Raw genomic sequence first — 19,841 nt, forward strand, 5'->3', positions numbered from 1 at the left:
CGAACTTTTGAAGGTGAAAATGAATAATATTATGCAAAGCGATTTATCGGAAATATAGAGTCAACTACCTGGAAACATTGATTTTAGACTATTGCTTTGCATAATCTTTAACTATCCATAACCAATTGCTATTGGCCTGATGGCATTTTCCGCTAAGTTATTATCAATCTCAATTTGCCCGTGAAGTGCGTAAGCACTCAGTCCCTCCCAACGTGATAAGCTGTAAGCAATAGCCTGACCTAGGGGACTTTTTGGAATAACTAGCGGAAGCTGGTGTGTCATCCACTCCTTTAATTCCAAAAGAACCGGAACCGACTTTTCCTGTCTCAACTTTGTTTTCTCTTCCCAATCCAATTTTTCTTCCCGCATTTGCTGCTCGAGAGCGTAGAGTACCTGCATGCGTTCAAGCACATAAGTCGATCTTTCTTTATCGTATTTAAGGGCGTCTACGAATTTGCGGCGGGCATGAGCCATACAGTAGACCAAAAGAATATCCGGATCATTACCAAAAAGCTTTTCGTAGACGGAATAACCGTCCACTTGCAATATACCGGCATATCCTTCCAGCATCTGTTTAGGACCGCTTTGGTCTCGGCCTTTCTGGTAATCAAACAGCGTCAGTTTATCACAAGGGGCATTATATATCCAAATATAGCCTTGATGGATACCATTTTTATGATCTCTGTCAAGTACCTTCAATGGTGTTTCGTCGGCCTGCAAATATTTCTGGTTGAGAACCAGGAGTTTTAATAGCTCCCATAATGGAGCTAAATGCTGCCATCCCTTCATGATCCAGTCAGAAGCGGTGGAAGCAGGAACATTTACTCCTAACCGCCTGTACTTGTCAATCTGGCGGTGAAGTGGAAGGCCAAATACATATTTGTCTACAACCATTTGGGCAATGACCGCTTCGGAAGGGATACCCTTTTCGATCACACGATCCGGAAGTGATGCGGTTATAATGCCCTCACCATTAGCATGGGCATATTTGTAACGGATATATCGCTTTACATAGAACTCAGCAGGAATCAGATCCAAAACCTCTGTGACTTCTTCTCCGATGATAGTGCAGCCGGTAACATCTTCTGTGGGTTCAATGATAATAATTTCACGGCGTAGGTTTTCCGGAAGCGCCATTCGGCCTGCTCCTTTTTCACGTTTTTTAGCTGGCGCTTTTTCCTTTACAACTTCAACTGCCTGCTCGGAAAGCTCTTCCTGCTGATGTTGGACGGTACCCAGTTCAAAGAGGTCGATCTGGTTTACGTCCGTGTGGACGCCGGCCAGTTTCTCATTCTTTTTTCCGAATATGTACCGCTTGTATTTATCAAGTTCAAAGTTCAGCTCCTGGATCTGCTGATCCTTTTCGGATATTAATTCCAGCGACTTTTTATGCGCGGCAAGTGCCTGCTCATAGAGTAATTTATAGTCCGTCGCTGTATCTTCCATTACCCGAAGATAAGGCATAAAAACTAGCTATACAACCTTATAAGGCACTTTTTTGTGGCTTTTTCTGCCTGATTTATTGACCTAATTCACCCGTTGATATCGTTTTCTAAGGCGAACCGAATCCAGCATTACACCTTGCAGAAGAAGTGTTAACTGCTGGCTGGTGATGGATATATCTTCACCTTTTGGCCATTCAAAAGTACCTTGTTCCAGTTTTTTGACATACATGGCAAAACCATCCCGATCCCATTGTAAGAGTCGGATCTGATTAAGTCGTTTGCCCAGAAAAATGAAAACATCACCACTTGACGGATCAAAGCCCAGTTCATTCCGGACCAGGCCAGCCAGGCTATAGATGCCAAAACGCATATCTGTCGGACTCCGGTACAAAAAGTACCGACAGCTGTGAGATAAAGCCAGCATATTAAAGAATGAGCTTCTTGATAAAAGATGCGTCAAGAGATCCGAACAGCTCTATACGCGCTCCTGATGGAAAAGTAATTGCTGCCAGAGCTTGTTGGTTTTGCTCAATTACATCTGGTTGTTGAACTGGTATCTGGCTGAACCCACGGGTTGGTTCGACGGGAGCGACATTCTTGCGGCGGATTTTTTTAACCCAGTAATTGAACTTATGGTATCCCATACCATTTTGATTGCAAAAAGCCTGTTTGCTTATGCCTTGCGTCTGCCACTGATCGTATAGCTCACGCATTTTTTCTGTCTCATTTTTCATGAAACAAGATTACGAACTATGCGGATCTGTTAAAATATGGGTTTATCGGACGCATACGTTTCTTTTGCTTTTGATAGGAGCTATCCCTTTTCAATGGTTTCGAGGGTGTCGAAATTTTTACCCCCATGATTTGGGTTTGTCCCTTTCCACCTCTATCATAGCAGATTTCTTCCGGTAAGTATCCTTGCAAATTTTTCATTGTTCTAATAGAGGCTTGATCGTTTTGCTGTCGTGCGGATTGCTCTCAAATGGATCTATCGCAGTAACTACCAGTGTTTTGGAGTTGATAAACAAGCCCACTTTGCTGCCGAACTCATACTGTTTATGGCCTTTCCCTTTTGCGATGCAAGCTACAAAGAGTTTATGTAAACTGTATATTTTGTTGCTCCCAGCACGAGTCTGTGCCAAAACGGTCGTACAAGCTAAGTTCTTTATCCAATATATTCATTAAGGCTATTGCCCAATTTCGCCCTTAGCTCCCGCAGTTGCCTACCTGCAAGTGTCTTCAACTTCCGCATGGCTTTTAAAGCCTTTCTTTTCCTTTTAGGATGCTTGGCATTGTAAGTCTCCCGTACTAGCTGTTTCGAAATGCGTCGATAGTTTGTCTCGCTCCGACAAAACCCGTCTTGCTAATTTAGCAAACGTAGTTCTGGGTTACTTTCGAGATTTCTGGACTTCTCCCAGTTGTTTGGTAGCAATTGATAAAGATCTTTATGTTTATGGGATTCTTTTCTTTTAAACACATCGGCCAGCCACAGTTGCTCATCAACACCATTCTTTTTGCATGTTGCCACAAAGGAGTACATAGCTGCTGTCATTTCAGCTGCCTGGTGAGAGCCTGCGAACAAAAACGACTTTCACCCAATTGCAAGGGGGGCCAGATTACGTTCTCAGCAAGATTATTGCGGGTCGCCGCGCGATCAATCTCAATTTGCCCGTGCAGTGCGTAGGCACTTAGTCCTTCCCACCGTGGTAAGCTGTAAGCTATAGCTTGACTTAGAGGACTTTTGGGGATTACCAGCGGGAGCTGCTGTGTCATCCACACCTTTAATTCCAAAAGAATCGGAGCCGATTTTTCCTGTCTCAACTTTGTTTTCTCTTCCCAATCCAGTTGCTGTTCCCGCATTTGCTGCTCCAGAGCGTAGAGTACCTGCATGGGTTCAAGCACGTAAGTCGCAACATACAGAAAAGACATTGGCTACGCCGCGGTCAAACTAAAGACAATTTCCTCTCCAGGTTTTTCCTTTTCCGTCCCAGCCAAATCAACAACCCCGTAATTGGTAAGCTTGCTGAGAACAGACAAACCACAAAGGCCAGTATTTTGGTAGGCCGGCCGTAAAGACTCCCAACATGAATCGGATAATTAAGATTTCTTAGCTTTTGTCCTGCATGCATCTGTTCATTATGGATAGCAAAAAATTCCCGTCCATTGGTCACATCATAATAAAGCTCATCGCTTTTTGGCAAAATCGACCCATCCCAGTAGGTGCTGTAAGCCACAATCTGACCTGGCTCTAGAAGAATCACTGACAGCTCTTGCAGATGTTTCTTCTGATAACGTTTAAAAATATGCGAAACGGCATTATCCAAAGGATGTCCATCTATCTTTTGAGACGGGGATACCGGTGGCGCCGGAACTTCGATCGCTTTAATTTGTGAAACGCCCAATACAAAGTTAATGCCTTGCTGCCACCATCGAAATGACCATGCAAGGCCGGTAATCATTAAAATGAGCAGAAACGGATGCGCATAAAATCCTCCTACGTTGTGCACATCATGATTAAGCCGCTTGAATTTAGCATTCCACTTAATTTTAAACCGCTGTTTGAAAGCTGCCTTGTTTCTGGGAAACCATAAAATTAGCCCCGAAATAATCATCAAAATAAAAACAAGCGAACTAGTGGCCACAATCAAATGACCAATCTCATAGCGAAGAAGAAGCTGTTGATGCATCACTCTGAATAAATAAACCGGCTCATAGCGCATGTCCAACACGCCTGTAACTTTGGCTGTGTACGGATTGACAAAAACGCGGTGCCACCGTTCATATTCACTGAAATAAAAATAACCAGGCGTGTTTGGATTGTACTTTTTGGAAACAAACATCCAGGCGTGATCCGCTTTATCGGTAGTATATAAAAAGTCGATTACCTTTCCCCCCATGGCGTTTTCTGCCGCCGCCAGCATTTGCGACACCGGCTTTCTTTCCTTCGCTGGATGCACAATCACAATATCCTCATAAAAGAAATCGGTAAGCTCATTTTCGAAGACAAAGACTGCGGCCGCCACAGATATTACAACGATGACAGCTCCGACAACCAGCCCCAGCCACAGGTGAATTTGGCTGGTGATTTTTAGCCATTTTCGCTGCAGTTTAACTGTCTTTTTGACTTTGATCTGATTCATGCAGTTTGCAAACAAACAGATCATTGATTCCGGAAGTATCCGTAATCAATGATCTGTTGTTAATTTTAATTTACTTAACCGGATGTGGCGCAATCATGTTTGGCCATACATCATTTCCATCCAGTTTCATTCCTTTTTTAAAACCATTCGCATCACCCGCAGGGTCGAACTCATAAATATTGGCTTCGCCCGCTGATGGCAGTAGCGCGGTGTAATATTTCCCATTAAATACAAGCGGACTGCGGAACTGACCCACCGGACTCAGCGGCGTATTCATGGCCATGGCCGTTTTATTTTTCAGATCGATTTTGATAACCTGTGCAACTGACTTGTAACGATCTGATAGTGCGCTCATCAAATCTTCATATTGAACCGTTCCGAAAGCGATTCCATTGCCCATATAGCTGATTCCGGTAAGACATGCTTTTTTCCCAAGCAAGGTAGTTACGTCAAGAAAATAACTCTCGTCAAACACAGCTGTACCTTTTTTGATTCGTAATATCCCAGAGTTGCCACCATTGCCCAGCCAGTATTTTCCGGCGCTTGCCACAAAATAGTGATCTTCGTTTTCATCCACGGCCAAAGTTGAAAGATACTCCTGTCCTACGGTCGATGTGGTAGCGCTGCTTTTGACCAAAGTCATATTGGTCATGCCAGGATAGTCGTAAACCAGAGCATAAGAACCTTCATTGCTGCCTCCACCATATGCATATGTTGTCACATTATAGCGGTTCGTACCCATTATAAATTTGCCATTATCAACAAATCCTTTACCAAGATCAGACGCCATTCCTGTCGTAGCATCGTATGGAAGTTTGAAGGTGCCTTTATCAATTACAGTGAATTCAGGGATTTTGATACGTGCCCAGCCTGCATTTCCCATGTGCTCGTTCTCCGCGCCTAGTGCCAAAAATGTGTTGTCATCAACGATCGTTATTGAGTTGAAATAATTGGGTGTTATACCAGACGTCAGAATCGAAGCCACTTCCGTAATTTTCCCGTCCGCCCCCATTTTATACTGGATGAACTTTTTTGTGGCCGTATTCATCAGATAAATGTATTCTTTGTGATACAAATAACGGGCTGCACTGGTTTCTATACCGTTTCCTACAAATGATAATTCGCCTGTCAAAAGAGAAGCAGTACTAGCCAAATACTCCGATCCATTTGACTGCGAAACCACTGTAAAATATTGTTTGGAAACCGGATCCGGATCTTTATTATCATCACTGCTGCTGCATCCTTGTAGAGAAAAAGCAAGCATCACAAGTGAGGCTGCTTTCAGAGAACTTTTAAATAACTGGTACATAAAATTATTGTTATCGATTGAATTGAATTAAAATTGACCTATTGCTTGATTTAAGAGTTTAGCGCGTAATAAAATACCTGGCTTTTATACTGAAAGAACGGCCGGGCTTTTGAAGTAGATAATTGTCAAAAACCTGCTTGTCAAAAAGATTCCGGCATTCCAGACTCAGGTTATATTTGCTATTGTAAAAACTGTAACTAAGTCCTATATCCTGAACAAACTGCATAGGAATTACCGACTTGGTATCTTTTGCGCCAAGGCTTGGCCAGTTGAGATAATATTGGTGCACATAACTTGCATTCCAGTAAAAGGAGGCGTTGGCATCATCACGGAATAACTTCGCTTTATTAAACCTGACCTCGCCATTACTCATTAATAAAGGCGTATTTCTCAGCCGATCACGGTACACAATACTTTTTGAACCAGATTGCGGATCGTATTTCTGGTTGTTTCGAATATCCTGAAACGTGATATTGCCAGTAAATTCCAGCCAGCTTTTACGCCTGTACCGTAGTTCAGCTTCAACGCCTTTCCCTTCTGTTTTGGCAATATTTTCATAATTGCTGCGGCCAAGGTAATTTGCTGGAGCAAGCAGAATCAGATCGTTTGTCTTGCGGTAAAAAAGAGAAGTTTGAAATGCAAAACGATTATCCCGGATCGCCTTACTTAGCTGCACACCTAGATTCGCATTATAACTATTCTCAGGATGCAGGTCTGGAGAATTCAGAATGGTATTGCCATTTCCCAAAACTTCGATGGCTTCGGGCAGGCGGATCGCTTTTTCCGCTGAGAGCTTTAAAAGGATATTTTGGCTCACCGTAAATCTGGTCGCATAGCCATAGCCCCATTGGCTGGATTTACTTTGAATCTCGATCGCTAGCGGATCAGCACCGCTGTTTTGATTGGTAAGCCCTTGCGCATGAGCCAGGTAATTGTAATTTTTGACGAAAAAAGTATTTATCCACCGATCCTGTGCCGCATTTGATTGATAAGATAATCCTGAAATCTGTTTGGTGAAATCCTGAGGAAGACGGTAAGGGATGGTCCATTGGGCTGCTAACGGATCAGTCCCTTTTCTGGTTGTTGAAGTGTAATTGTAGTTGAAATTAAATGAGTGAAAATCAGAAAGTTTATAGGAGGCATTCAGGCGGTGAAGCTGTGTGCGATCAGTAAAAGTCAGCATGGATTTTTGAGCACCAATCCCCCCGATTTCTCCTCCTTTTGCTATTTCGATCACTTCGCCTTTCCAGTTGTAGCGGCGGGAACTAGTATCAACCGTGGTAGCTCTGACCCGGTTGAGCGATGCAAATGCGTCCATATTTAACCCTTTGACAAAAAGATCCTTTTTTGAATATTTAAGTGAAGGCATCACAAAACTCTCGTGATAGGAAGCTTCCCCAAAGACATAGGCCATGGTTTGCCCGGTCTGAATTCCTTTATCAAGGTTGGAATAGGTAAGTCCAAGCAGTAGCTGATTGGCCCAGGCCACATTTGTAAACCCAGTTTCAAGCTGAGCGGTGCTGGATCTATAATGGTCATTAAACCGTCTGGCTACAACCGGAACCGGTCTGCCGCTCACGTCGGCCACTTCCACGGTTGGCCCCCAGACTTTGTAATTGTTGTCCGAATAATTATGAAAAACGTTTGCAGTTGTTGTAAAACCACTTTTTGCATCCTTCCATCTCCCACTTACAGCGGCCCGGTGCGTATTAAAGGAGCCGTAGCTGTAAGAAGCGTCCAGGTAACTATTGATATTTTGGTTGGTGATTACGTTGATCGCACCACCCAAGGCATCACTCCCAAGTTCCACCGGTGTGACACCTTTATAGACTTCAATCCGTTCCACCAGATTGATAGGAAGATTGTTGATACTATAGGAAGAACCAAAACTTTCCATGGGAATGCCATCAATAAAGAACTTAATCGCTTTTCCCGAAAGTCCATGGATGGAATAGTTAAAATCCGAACCCATACCACCCGTTTCACGTACACGGACGCCCATTGTCCGGTCGAGCAAACGGTTCATATCTACATTTCTGTTCTGGACTTTTACAGCATCAATCGCATCTACATTGAAGGCCTGTTGTCTTACATTTTTCAGCTCAGACTGCCCAGTAATATCTACCTGCTGCATTTGCTGAGCAAGCTGGGCAAGTGTGAAAGAAATTTTAAAAGTTTTACCGGCAGTTACCAGTATTGTCTTTTTTTGTGGTTGATAGCCCAATCCGGAAACGAGAAGAACCTGCTGTCCCGCAGAGATATTTTTTAAAACGAAATGACCGTCATTGTCTGTTATTGTTCCTTGGGAAGTGCCCTCAATTCTAACAGATATTCCGGTCAAAGCTTCTTTCGAAACCGAAATGACAGTCCCGGTAAACTGTCCGTATACTGCCGATTGTGACCTTACGGAAAATGATAAGGTCAAAAGAATTCCTATCGAGAAAATTTCTCTAAATTGCATTGTTTAACTTGTTTTAGCGAACCGGGTAAACAAATCCTGTTTCAGCAGGATTCAAAATCAGCTGCGCGGCTCGAACCGCGTAGCTTTTTTATATTGATAATTTAAATCTTTCTGTCAATCTCAAATTAAACGGCCTGGGAATTCCATCTTCCAGTTCCTGGGTAGTTGCTGCTACCATTTTAAAGGTCTGATCCGTCATTGCCAGGTAGGTGTTTCCCTTTTTCAAGCGGATAAGCTCGGATGCTTTCCTGGAGCCCCCTGTCTGATCCATTGAAATTCTTAAACTTCTGGTTTTTTGAGAACGGTTTTTAACTGAGACAGCTCCGTGAAAACTGATAGTACTTTCAGATCCAAAATAAGGAACCTTGACTTCACAACGACTATTGGAAGCAATTGTTAAATCGAGATTATTGTAATGCACATTTTTGGATACTGCACTACCTGAATTATCGAATGTGGTCGTGTGGCTTAAAAAATATGTATTCTGCTTAACAATCAAAAATCCGGTTAAAAGCACCACACAGGCAGCAATACGGTACAGATGATTCCAGTTAAAAATTATGGTAGACTTTGCCGACCCTTTCTTTTCAAAACCAGTTATGTGCTTCCACATTTCCGTTTTTATGCTATTTTTATCCTGTCCAAGTGGAAAATCGAACTGTGTATCGATTTCTCCATTACTTAGCCACTGCTCAATAAGATGATTTTCAGAGACGTTAGTCAATCCCCGATAATATTTTTCCAGTAACTCGGGAGTAATTTTCATCGTGCTATTTTTATCAATGTTGCATAAGTCGGATAATACCCCCAGTCAAAAAAGAAATTATTTTAAGATGATGTGCTTTCTTAAAAAATTAAGTGCCTTAGTAAGATGGTTTTCAGCTGTTTTAGGAGATATTGAAAGCTGTGAAGATATTTCCTGCGTGCTAAATCCGTTTTCCCTGCTCAACAGAAAAACCCGTTGACACTGTTCAGGAAGCCTCTCTACAAGATCGGATATTTGATCTTTCAAAGCATTGAATAACACTATATTTTCTGTGCTGTTTTCTGATTTCTTTAAATCACGCGTAATAGCTTCAAGATGTTTTTGATGAATATTATTGGTGCGGTAATACTGTGCTACTTTCAGTTTGACAGACCGAAAAAGATAATTTTCGATTGGTCCGTCTACATCAAGTTCATTTCTGCGTTCCCAGATTGATTTAAAAATATCTTGAACTATCTCTTTTGATTGCTCCTGATCCTTGATGTAGTAAAAACACAAAGAGTATAAATCTTTCCAATATTTATTATATATAGTCTCAAAAGCCTCTGCGTTGATCGGGTAAGAAATTACAATGGGAAGAAAAGAGGGATCTCCGCAGGCGGTCATGAGCTGGCAAATTTAATTTTTGCAAAGCTAAAACTTATTTAGACATGTTAAAAATAAGTTAAAGTAAAGTTTTATAGATCTTCATTTAGCATTATTTAAGGATGTAAATTTCATTGACCTTTGCAGAGAGTTGTCGAATCACGGTCTAAATGAACTACAAATTCCGTTGAGTCGCCAATTGTTTCACGCCCATCTGACCCTTCGATGGTTCAAAGTCTAAATAACCATCTTAGCAATTTATTGTAAGTCTTCTAAAAAGTGGTTCGATAACTGTTCGGGAAGGGGTATAAAATGGGCAACGGTTGTTTATGAAAGTTCTTAGAATAGTGCAAGGGCAGATCCATTCTTCTATTTTATTCCGCAAAGCAGGTGCACTAGGTATCGGTGAGGCTCTCGTCCATCCCATGCGACTGGTCCGCCTACCATGCGTATGGTGCTTTTTGTTCAATTTTCTCATGCAGTGTTTTATGCTCATAACCATTACCATATATTTTTATACTTTACATGTAACCATTAACTTCAAATATGTAAAGATGTTTGCTTCCATTTGCTGCACTAGCCTTACTTTGCAAATTTCCTACCAAAAAGCTGCCGAAGGTCTGAATGATATGCCTTCAATTCGTGCGGTTTCGTTAATCGGTGTTCCGCAGAAAGATGTGACTTTTGACAGCCGCACTTCTACCATTACCTTAAAGTTGTCCGCAATTTTGGAAAACGGCTTGAAACCAGAGCTTGAACTTTCCGACGGAGCGGAGGTTGTCAGTGGACTTTTGCCGGACAATACGATCGATCTCGCATCCTATCGCCTGTGCAACCCGACCGCGGAAAAGCAGATTTTCCTGCGAATTTCTGACGGATCTGAAAATTCCACTTATATTCTCCAAATCGTCCAAACCGGTAAACTAAAAGTTATCAGTGAAATCCGCGATCTCACTTTTTCAAGAAAAACGAAGCGACTTGAAATGAGCTTGCAAGTTGAAATTTTGTATACCAATCCCAGCATTACCACGCTCATTTTTACAAATCTTGCAACCGGCGCATCTGCCCTAATCAACGCCGATGCAGCCTGCCTCAATTCCTGTAAAAGTACCGCTTTAAATCAGCTAATTTTTCCGCTCGGCTCGCCGATCGAGCACGACTTGACCCCGGGCACTTACAGCATTGCTTTTAATGGTTTAGAATTCCCTCAAAAGCTTATTACCACAGAATAACACAAAAATTAATAGAAATCGTCTCTGACTTTCGGCATACTGCCGAAACAAATTAGAGTATAGGGTTGACTAAAAAATGCGGCAGCGACCTCTGCCGTACTTTCTTTTAATCTAACCCATTATCATAAAATTACTTTTACAACAAATAAATGGTGTTACAACCAATGTGCAAAATTTAGGGTCTTATTGAGAAATAGACTTTCACTTATGAGACAAGCACTTACTATTCTGGTACTGTTGCATTTGCAGCTAGGCTGCAAAAAGGGCACTGACAACAAGCCAGGTGAAATTGAAGCTACTATAAAAGGGTATGTTATCTCCGGGTAACTGGGACAAAGGCTGTAGTAGGGAGGGGTTTGAAATTAAAATTAGCGCTGATAGCTATTTGATTAGTAACTCAATTCGATCCGATTACGAAAACCCAAACTCATGGCAGGTCTCAGTTTGGATACGCTACGAATCAGCCAGTCCAGATAGTTGCAGTTAAGCCACGAATCGGATTAAATTCTGTCTATTCGAAAGAAATTATAATTAGAATATTGCGAATTATAAGTTGAAAGGGTTAATTCTCTGGTTCAGAACACTTAGACTCTTCATAAATAAGGAAAAGCGGCATTCACGTCCTGGTACCTGATGAATGATTGGCTAAGTCAGTTTGCGTCTAAGGTTGACTTTTCGTGGTGGCTGATTGCTTTTACAGGCATAATGTCTTTATGCATTGCCCTGTTCACGATAAGCTTTCAGGCCATCAAGGCGGCCTTAATGATTCCTGTGCAATCATTAAGGGGCGAGGTATCCAGCTAGGGGCTTAGGTTCTTACAACCGGGATGAAGGCCTAGAAAATCCTTTACACGAAAGTTGTGACGGTTTTTGGCAGTTCTTTTAATTTAATCCGTTTTAAGCAATCGAATCGTATAAATAGTAAATAGCAAACGGGAACATGTTCTTCTTGATGCTTACTGAATATTAATTAAAAACCAGACCATGTCGGAACAAAGCAGTATCGAGGAAATCTTTTTCAGATATCTCTTGCAATATCAATTTGAAAAACTGCTTAGCCTATTCTATGGCAATAGGTATACATCTATATCTGAAGCCCCTTTCTGTTAAAAGTAATTCAAGTCTATGGTTTTTTAACGTCTACAAAAGGCAAAACCATTTTTATTCTTCGAATTTTCAGGAAGCTGCCAGGATTGACTATGGGAAAAGCGGACAGCATTTTTGTGAAAGCAAAATTCACGAAAAAGACAGGCGGAATTTGAGAGTCAACCATATCAAATACTTTTACCCTTTCTAAGCTCATTATATTATGCAAGCAAAAACAGTATTATCAGTTTTATTAATAATCTTTGGAACATCATTCCAATCATGCAAACAAAATAATCCAATTGTTCCAAGAAGTGATCTGCATGTCCCCAAAATTGAGGAAATACTAAATGGTAACGACCAAAACCTGATCAACCTGCTCAACAAGGTAAGGGGAAGCGTTGGAAGACGAGGCGCAGTGTCAAAAACCATATGGAGTAGAAAAAACGATTATGGCTTGGGTTTGTATATAAGTGCTAATCATGTTTATAACATATCTGGATGGAATTCCCGAAATGCCCAATTCTTTGATTTATCGTCGGAAAACCTTGGCATTTTCGAAACTTCACAAATTCCTCCAATTAACGGAAGCATAGCCTTAGGCAATACGCTGATAGCAGATTTTCCTCTCATGCATTTTAATATTTCTTCTGGTGCCACCAATAAGACCCTATTACCTATAGAGGATTTTTATTTGGGCATCATCGATAATCAAAGGGCTGAGCAAGGACCGTTACCCAAATATCCTGAGCTTATTAAAACCTCTGCACCATTACAGCTATATGATCCAGAAAACCGTACAAGAGCAAATCAAACATGGAATACCTCTATTGCAGGTGAAAAAGTAATTGCAGTTGGCTATCCTCAGGATGAGACCAACTATCCCAATGGGGCAGTTGCTTATGGTAAAATATTATCAGATACAGAAGCTGCGCAAGCCATCCAAAAATTGAAGAGCGCCGGAGATGCCGAAGGAGATATTGCTTATAATTCGAGTGCCGAATTTTTTGTAGAAGCGCAAGCAATAGCTGGTATGAGCGGAGGGGGCGTATTTAACTCAGATGGGCAATTATTAGGGATCATGGTAAGAGCGAGCGATAATGAAAATGCCCCTAAGATCATCAGAGTAGTTAAAATGTCTTATATTATATCTACAATGAAAGATTTTTACAATAGCCTATCTGAAACAGTCAAGAGCAAAATAAGGCCGTTTATAAGTGGTGAAATATGATCAGGCATGAGATTAAATAAGATGTATCCACCTAAGAATTTACATCTTGGCATTTAGGAATTTTTAGCTACAAAATTATTTTGCGGCAGTAAATTGAAGTATTGGCTTGGTTTTGTATCGAGTATATTTTCGAAAACATAAGTCAGCCATTGGTGTGCGTCTACTTTATGGCGTTTGCACTGGTCAGCGAAGCTGAAGATAACGGCGCTGCCTTTGCGCACCTTCATGACTGCCTGCGAAAAAATTACCTTTTTGCAGGATCACACTAAGCAGCACAGCGGGCTGCCATGATCTACTCCTTCTTTGCTATCTGCAAAAAACACAACGTCAATCCCTACAACTGGCTAAAAAACACCCTGACAAATATCTCGACAATTAACCATAAAAACGTCACCGATCTGTACCCGCAAAACGTTAACAGGGTTCAGCAATTAACAAATATGTAGTTGTTAGGCCGGATACATTCAGCATAATCTCTTAAGTTGAAGCAATCGGTTCCATTACCCGTAATTTTGCTATTGGAGCAGTTTACTATTTTGCAAATAAGATTGTAGAGGCTGAGGTAATCAAATCTACTGAAAACAATGCGTAATATGAGGTATCGTTACTTCATTTTTGTCCTGGTTTTTAGCCCGCAGAACCGTATGATAACCCTTTGAAGCTTAACCTTAATCGCGAAGCTTCACTATTGAACTCAATGGTTTTTATAGCGAAGCTCCGCGTAACATAGTGTCAAACCTCTTACTCTGTCAAAGGTTTAACCATGATGTCCTTAAAGTAAACTGTACTTTTAGGATCATGCGCCTGCAAAGCAAAGGTTCCGCTGCTCAGGATTCTGTCTTTTTCACCTTCCGATCTTTTATCGGTGTCGTTTTCTTCGTAGTCAACAACGGTTTTGTCATTGATTTTGATGGTGATGTGTTTTCCTTCCACTTTGATATATTCGGTATACCACTCATTGTCTTTTGCGTAAGTCTCTTTTACATCGCGGATGTTATAAAGACTTCCTGTGCGCTTCCAGTCAGTATGTGAGTTGTTAACCTGCACTTCATAGCCCTTCGACGGCCAGCCAGTTTCCTGATAGGTGGTATGAATATAAATGCCTGAGTTCGATCCTGGCTTGGTCATCACCTGGGCTTTAAATTCGAAGTTTTTGAACATGTGGTTTTTTATTGGCCCTTCGTAAAACAGGTGACCTACCGGCCCGTTCACCTTAATGGCGCCGTCTTCAATTGAAAATGAGCTGGCGTTATTGCCGACTTTCCACCCTTTCAGGGATTTACCGTCAAAGATAGAGATCCATCCGTCTTGCTTAGGGGCTGAAACGGCGCTGATCAGAACTACAAGGGCTAAAAGAGCCGAAAATAAATTCATTGTCTTCTTCATAAGATTGGTCTTGACACCGTTTGGATTAAATGTTGTTTTTTATTTGTAAAAAGAAGAAAATTTATTCAAAACTACTCCCTGTTGCAAGGAAATAATATTTCAGGGCAAGCGCCCCTTAACCTGATTTCTACCAGAACAACAATCCCGTTATCTTTGCATTTGTAATAACTTTCTGAATGCGTAATCCTTATCTATCCCTGCTAGCTACCAGCTGGCGTTATGCCCGTCAGCAGAAAAACCGTTATCTGCTGGTTTACGGCATGTTTATCATGTCCAATCTTGTGCTGGCTTTACAGCCGATTCTTTATGGTTGGTTTGTTCAGTCCCTGCAAACCAAAGGCACACAGGTACTGCAAAATGTCTGGTGGTATGCAGGCGCCTACATTGGTCTTAATCTTTTAGAATGGGCTTTTCACGGCCCGGCGCGCGTGATGGAAAGAAAGCTTGCCTTTGATCTGAGCCGCAATTTTCTTGATGAGCTCTACCATCAGTCACTTCATTTGCCCATCCGCTGGCACCAAGACCACCACAGCGGCGCGACCATCAACCGGATCAGAAAAGCTTATGAGGCACTGAAAGATTTCTTTCAGAACGGTTTTATGTTTCTTCATGCCTTTTCAAAGTTCGTTTTCTCGTTTGCCGCCATTGTATACTTTTCTCCTTTATATGGAAGTATTGGTGTTGTAATCGGAATCATTACAGTCTGGGTGATTTTCAAGTTTGATAAACCTTTCATCAAGGCACTTGATGAGACCAACGAAAAAGAGCACGTTGTCTCCTCGACGCTTTTTGACAGTCTTTCCAATATCATTACCGTGATCACGCTTCGGCTTGAAAAAAGAATGCAGGTAAGTCTTCAAATGAAAATTGCCGACGTGTTTCCTTCTTTTTTAAGAACAGTCGTAATCAACGAGTGGAAATGGTTTGTGGCAAGCCTATTCATCGGACTGATTTATGTGGTGATCACCGTAGGTTATATCTACCAGAATTATGTGCCCGGGACCATTTTTCTTGTCGGCGGGCTTGTAACGCTACTCGGCTACGTCAACCAGTTTACAAGCGTTTTTCAGGATGTGGCCTGGCAGTATACAGAAATCATCCGCTATAATACAGAGGTTCAGACGGCCCGCAGTATCGGGGAGGCTTACGCTTCTGCTCACAGTGCGGACAGCGCAGAACCACTTCCCGAAAACTGGCAGCAGATCCAGATCAAAAATCTTAACTTTTCTCATTCGGCGGTTTACGAGAACGAGCAGAAAGCGCATAGTCTACACGGGCTTAATATCCGCATTCAAAGAGGTCAGCGCATCGCTTTTATCGGAGAAAGCGGAAGTGGCAAAAGTACGCTTCTGGCGCTACTGCGCGGACTTTACGAGGCAGAGAAAGATGCTGAGCTTTATGTAGACGGATCGGGTAATCTTCCGCTCGAAATGCTCGCAGATACTGTCACGCTTTTTCCGCAGGATCCTGAAATCTTTGAAAATACAATCGCCTATAACATCACGCTTGGACTACCCTTTCCTGAAACTCAGATCAGACATGTCTGCGATACGGCCCAGTTCAGCACTGTGCTTGAAAAGCTGCCCAATGGTATTGAGTCTAATATCCAGGAAAAAGGTGTCAACCTTTCAGGCGGACAGAAGCAGCGCTTAGCCCTGGCAAGAGGTGTTTTGGCGGCAAAAAGCAGTGATATCATTCTTCTTGATGAACCTACCAGCAGCGTTGATCCGAAAACAGAAGCGCTCATTTATGATAACATGTTTGAAGAGTTCAAGGATAAAGCTGTGCTTTCAGCGCTTCACCGCTTGCATCTTCTGCCCAAGTTTGATTATATCTATATTCTGAAAGACGGGCGGCTGATTGAGGAAGGGACTTATACGGAGCTCCGGGCAAACAGTCAGATATTTTCAGATCTGATGGGTAAGGATGAGCGCGAATCAGTCGGCTGATATCTTCTATTACTAATGGCAAAATGTCAGATGATGGATCGAGCCATCCGTCCGACGGCTTTTTCCGCCGCCCTTCGGGTAAGAAAACTATCTTAGATCCATAAGAAAATTAAAACCTGTCAATTTATCCAGCTCTAAATTTCACAGAAATAAGAACATCTTTGCCTTATGAATGACTTCTGGTGTTTCATCCTGTGACTTTTAATAATTAGTTGTTTTATTCCAGCTCAAAATACAAGAGTTTTTAGACGGTAAGCCCATGGAAACTTTTCAATACCCTTCGGACGGCAAAAAAGCCGTCCGACGGGAGGATCCGGGTAGCAAGCCTACTTCACCAGCGTCACAATTCCTCTGTAATCCACAAGCTCACCGCTTTTAAATTCCACCTTGATCTTATAAGGATAAACGCCGGGCTCCGTCGGTTGGCCTTTGTAGTTTCCGTCCCAGCCGTTTGAAGGCTCTGAGGCCGCAAAATTCTCTTTCATATATATTACCTCACCCCAGCGGTTGTAGATAACCATTTTTCTGACTCTACTCACGCAGCTATTCCCGTAGACAAAAAACACATCATTATCCCCATCATGATTTGGCGAAAAAGCGGTTGGCGGATAAATTCCGCAGGGCCTTACCTCGACGGTCACTCTCCCATCCCGGCTGCAAATCTGGTTTACATCTGAAACTTTCAGTGTGTAAAGCGTGGTGGAAGCCGGCTTCGCCCAGGCGTCCGGACAGTTCGGACAAACAAGACTTGCAGGCGGCTGCCAGATGTAATTATAACTGCCAGCGGGATCCACTACTGCATGCAGCTGCACGCTGTCTCCCTGGGTAATGTATAAATTCTGCATCGATGCAAGATTGAGCTGATCCACTTTCAGCTCAGTGGTGACCGTGCTGTCGCAGCCAAGTTTCGTGCTGAGCACATTGACATAAGTGCCAGCAGTCCTATAAAGTGTGTCGCCAACGGCTAGACTATCCCCTTCACAAATGGTAATGCTCTGACTGTATTTGGCGACCGGGTTCACGGTCAAAGAAAGATGAACGGTACTATCACATACGTTGCTTCGTGTTATATGCCTGATAAAATTTCCGCTCGTTTTGTAGGTGGTATCTCCTACCGCCACAGATTCCCCCTCACAGATTGTTTTGACAATCGTGGAATCACTCTGCTTGAATTCAATGGTATAATCCATTTGCAGCTCACAGGACTCATCAAGGCTTCCCACCGGCACAAGCTTTACTGAATACTTATCACCCAGATTCGCCGTTACCTTGGTCTCTGACGTTGTAACTCCGTTGCTCCATGTGTATTTTCCAAAACCGTTTGGCGCGACTAGGGTCAGATAACCTTCTTCATCAGGACAGCTCGCTGCCTGTCTGACTTCCGACTTTGTGCACTGCGCATCAAAGTAGGCATAACCAAAATGTTTCTTTTTCGTGCAGCCGTGCGCTGTGACCTCCACGGTAATCGTTTCACCGATGTGATCTCTTAAATCCATCGCGCCTGTCGTCCAGTTGCGGTACTGGATATCACCCTGGGTTTTAAAACCATCTACCGTATTGTTCTCTTCAAGCTGAATATCATAATTGCTGCAGGAGATATCATTTCCGCTCGCATCATAGATCCGGATATTAAAGCCCGGCTTTTGGTAAGGCTGATGATCGTTGGTAGGATTCTCTAACAGAATGGCAAACTTGTATTGAAAAAGGGTATTGTCAGGGCCGACTACAAAAGAAGTCTTCGCCCTGTCAAAGCGGCTTCCCATCAGCGTATTTCCGATCCGAAGTGAATAACTGCTTCCTGGCGCAACCATCGGAATCGCCTCTGCTGTGATCTTGGGATCATTTCCGTCACTTGTTTTTGTAACCAAATGACCATTTGCGTATATACCAACAGTTTCATTGGTGTAAACCACTGAGGTTCCTACGTTTTCCACAGTCCCGTTCGTTAAAATCCAGCCATTGGTGCTTCCTTCTTCAAAACCAATGTTGCCGCAGTCTACTTTCTGCCCGAAAACAGCAAAGGGCAAACAGAAAATAAGCTCTGTCAAAAATAGAATTTTTCCCATAACAAGTTGAAAGGATCAAAAACCTGAAAAAGCGTTCAATCATCCTTACGTCAGATCACTTCAACCTGTTGCATAAGGCTTATCTTAACGGAGCGTTTTTCTAACTTTTCTACCGTATAACAATCATTTTTTAATTGCAGACTGAACATTTCGTAAAACTCAAGCCCAACGCTTATCAAATTTCAGCTACGAGCAAATAGAATTTATCGCCGGACCATTATAGAAAAAAATATAATCCATTTTAAAAATGGAATTTTGATAAACAAATCAAATAATTATGAATTTTGAATTAAAATTGAAATATTCCAAGCAATATTCTGTGAAGTGTCCCGTTTTTTACATTAAATTTGTCATACCCTTTAATAGACAATATTCCTGAAATAAGTAACAGCCCATCCCGCGCACATCCGGGTGAGGTCTTTTTTCAGGGCACAAAAAGAAAATATGCTCAACTGGTTATTCGATAAGAAGAAGAAAGAAGTAAACCTTGAAAGGATTGGAATGGACATCCATTCACATCTGATCCCAGGTATTGACGACGGCGTAGAAACCCTCGAAGAGTCCGTGGCAATGGTTCATAAAATGCAGGATCTTGGTTATTCCAAAATTTACACAACGCCACACGTGATGTGGGACTGCTACCGAAACACCCCCGAAATTATTTTATCAGGACTGAATGATGTCCGAAGCGCCTGTAAGACCGCCGGACTTACTGTTGAGATTAATGCGGCCGCCGAATATTTCATTGACGAGCACTTTGTTGAGACGCTCAATACCGGGCATGGACTTTTAACTTTACCGGGAAACAGGCTTTTGGTGGAGCTTCCCTACTCCACCCCTTTAATGAATACCTCCGAGACTCTTTTCAAAATCATCGAAAAAGGATTCCAACCGGTTTTGGCACATCCGGAGCGTTACACATACTTCTATTCTGATCCCTATGTTTTCAAAAAATTATCTGACCAGGGCTGCGAGTTGCAAGTCAACATTTTATCGCTTGGCGGTTACTATGGCGAGAATGTGCACAAAATGGCAGATTGGCTTCTGCGTCATAATCTGATTACCTTTTTGGGTACTGACGCGCACCGGATGCAGCATTTGGATCTAATAGCCAAAGGTGACAAAGCATCATGGTTGACCAAATACAAATTCCAAAACGAAAAACTTTTAAGTATCTAGTTTGAA

The 19,841-nt window shown here is 42.2% G+C and carries 17 protein-coding genes and 1 pseudogene; 5 read left to right on the forward strand and 13 right to left on the reverse strand.

Annotated elements, in window-relative coordinates; all coding sequences use genetic code 11:
- Positions 1–111: 111 nt before the first annotated feature.
- The 10 genes from tnpC to IEE83_RS32290 all read right to left on the reverse strand — a co-directional run bounded on the left by tnpC (position 112) and on the right by IEE83_RS32290 (position 9,727).
- On the reverse strand, positions 112–1,464 hold the full coding sequence (gene tnpC, locus IEE83_RS32245; RefSeq protein ID WP_228102193.1) for an IS66 family transposase: 1,353 nt from the start codon (positions 1,462–1,464) through the stop codon (positions 112–114).
- A 63-nt stretch (positions 1,465–1,527) separates the two neighbouring features.
- Positions 1,528–1,869: an IS66 family insertion sequence element accessory protein TnpB gene (gene tnpB / locus IEE83_RS32250; RefSeq protein WP_228102194.1), complete on the reverse strand. Its 342-nt coding sequence runs from the start codon at positions 1,867–1,869 to the stop codon at positions 1,528–1,530.
- Between the two features lies 1 nt (position 1,870).
- Positions 1,871–2,179 (reverse strand): IS66 family insertion sequence element accessory protein TnpA, encoded by a 309-nt coding sequence (gene tnpA, locus IEE83_RS32255; protein ID WP_194124882.1) that lies wholly within the window; start codon positions 2,177–2,179, stop codon positions 1,871–1,873.
- A 629-nt stretch (positions 2,180–2,808) separates the two neighbouring features.
- Complete coding sequence (locus IEE83_RS33685) at positions 2,809–2,997, reverse strand: transposase domain-containing protein (protein ID WP_194124883.1); 189 nt, start codon at positions 2,995–2,997, stop codon at positions 2,809–2,811.
- Positions 2,994–3,374 carry an IS66 family transposase gene (locus tag IEE83_RS33690; RefSeq protein WP_369009361.1) on the reverse strand — a complete coding sequence of 127 codons (381 nt, stop codon included), beginning with the start codon at positions 3,372–3,374 and terminating at the stop codon, positions 2,994–2,996. Before IEE83_RS33690 ends, IEE83_RS33685 begins: the two co-directional genes overlap by 4 nt.
- A gap of 14 nt (positions 3,375–3,388) precedes the next feature.
- On the reverse strand, positions 3,389–4,585 hold the full coding sequence (locus tag IEE83_RS32270; RefSeq protein WP_194124885.1) for a PepSY-associated TM helix domain-containing protein: 1,197 nt from the start codon (positions 4,583–4,585) through the stop codon (positions 3,389–3,391).
- Positions 4,586–4,655: 70 nt separating this feature from the next.
- The gene (locus IEE83_RS32275; RefSeq protein WP_194124886.1) at positions 4,656–5,894 is read right to left on the reverse strand and encodes a DUF4374 domain-containing protein; all 1,239 of its coding nucleotides are present in this window, start codon (positions 5,892–5,894) and stop codon (positions 4,656–4,658) included.
- Between the two features lie 58 nt (positions 5,895–5,952).
- Positions 5,953–8,355, reverse strand: coding sequence for a TonB-dependent receptor (locus IEE83_RS32280; RefSeq protein ID WP_194124887.1), 2,403 nt, complete (start codon positions 8,353–8,355; stop codon positions 5,953–5,955).
- Positions 8,356–8,443: 88 nt separating this feature from the next.
- Positions 8,444–9,121: a hypothetical protein gene (locus tag IEE83_RS32285; RefSeq protein WP_194124888.1), complete on the reverse strand. Its 678-nt coding sequence runs from the start codon at positions 9,119–9,121 to the stop codon at positions 8,444–8,446.
- Positions 9,122–9,178: 57 nt separating this feature from the next.
- On the reverse strand, positions 9,179–9,727 hold the full coding sequence (locus IEE83_RS32290) for an RNA polymerase sigma-70 factor (RefSeq protein ID WP_194124889.1): 549 nt from the start codon (positions 9,725–9,727) through the stop codon (positions 9,179–9,181).
- A gap of 533 nt (positions 9,728–10,260) precedes the next feature.
- Between IEE83_RS32290 and IEE83_RS32295 the strand changes: the two genes are divergently transcribed.
- Complete coding sequence (locus tag IEE83_RS32295) at positions 10,261–10,938, forward strand: hypothetical protein (RefSeq protein WP_194124890.1); 678 nt, start codon at positions 10,261–10,263, stop codon at positions 10,936–10,938.
- A gap of 1,309 nt (positions 10,939–12,247) precedes the next feature.
- The gene (locus IEE83_RS32300) at positions 12,248–13,255 is read left to right on the forward strand and encodes a S1 family peptidase (protein WP_194124891.1); all 1,008 of its coding nucleotides are present in this window, start codon (positions 12,248–12,250) and stop codon (positions 13,253–13,255) included.
- A 53-nt stretch (positions 13,256–13,308) separates the two neighbouring features.
- On the opposite strand, the gene IEE83_RS33775 is transcribed toward IEE83_RS32300, so the two are convergent.
- Positions 13,309–13,482: a transposase domain-containing protein gene (locus IEE83_RS33775; RefSeq protein ID WP_379992395.1), complete on the reverse strand. Its 174-nt coding sequence runs from the start codon at positions 13,480–13,482 to the stop codon at positions 13,309–13,311.
- Between the two features lie 9 nt (positions 13,483–13,491).
- Between IEE83_RS33775 and IEE83_RS32305 the strand changes: the two are divergent.
- Positions 13,492–13,701, forward strand: a pseudogene (locus IEE83_RS32305) (IS66 family transposase); the annotation flags it as partial.
- A gap of 295 nt (positions 13,702–13,996) precedes the next feature.
- Here IEE83_RS32305 and IEE83_RS32310 read toward each other — a convergent pair.
- The gene (locus IEE83_RS32310; RefSeq protein WP_194124892.1) at positions 13,997–14,641 is read right to left on the reverse strand and encodes a 3-keto-disaccharide hydrolase; all 645 of its coding nucleotides are present in this window, start codon (positions 14,639–14,641) and stop codon (positions 13,997–13,999) included.
- 176 nt (positions 14,642–14,817) lie between these two features.
- On the opposite strand from IEE83_RS32310, the gene IEE83_RS32315 reads away from it, so the two are divergent.
- Positions 14,818–16,590: an ABC transporter ATP-binding protein gene (locus IEE83_RS32315; RefSeq protein ID WP_194124893.1), complete on the forward strand. Its 1,773-nt coding sequence runs from the start codon at positions 14,818–14,820 to the stop codon at positions 16,588–16,590.
- 326 nt (positions 16,591–16,916) lie between these two features.
- Here the strand turns inward: IEE83_RS32315 and IEE83_RS32320 are convergent, their stop codons facing one another.
- A complete protein-coding gene (locus IEE83_RS32320; protein ID WP_194124894.1) occupies positions 16,917–18,656 on the reverse strand; it encodes a T9SS type B sorting domain-containing protein in 1,740 nt (579 codons plus the stop codon).
- 444 nt (positions 18,657–19,100) lie between these two features.
- Here IEE83_RS32320 and IEE83_RS32325 point away from each other — a divergent pair, with 444 nt between their 5' ends.
- A complete protein-coding gene (locus tag IEE83_RS32325) occupies positions 19,101–19,835 on the forward strand; it encodes a tyrosine-protein phosphatase (protein ID WP_194124895.1) in 735 nt (244 codons plus the stop codon).
- The last annotated feature ends 6 nt before the right edge of the window (positions 19,836–19,841 follow it).

Source organism: Dyadobacter subterraneus, assembly GCF_015221875.1.
Lineage (GTDB): Bacteria > Bacteroidota > Bacteroidia > Cytophagales > Spirosomataceae > Dyadobacter > Dyadobacter subterraneus.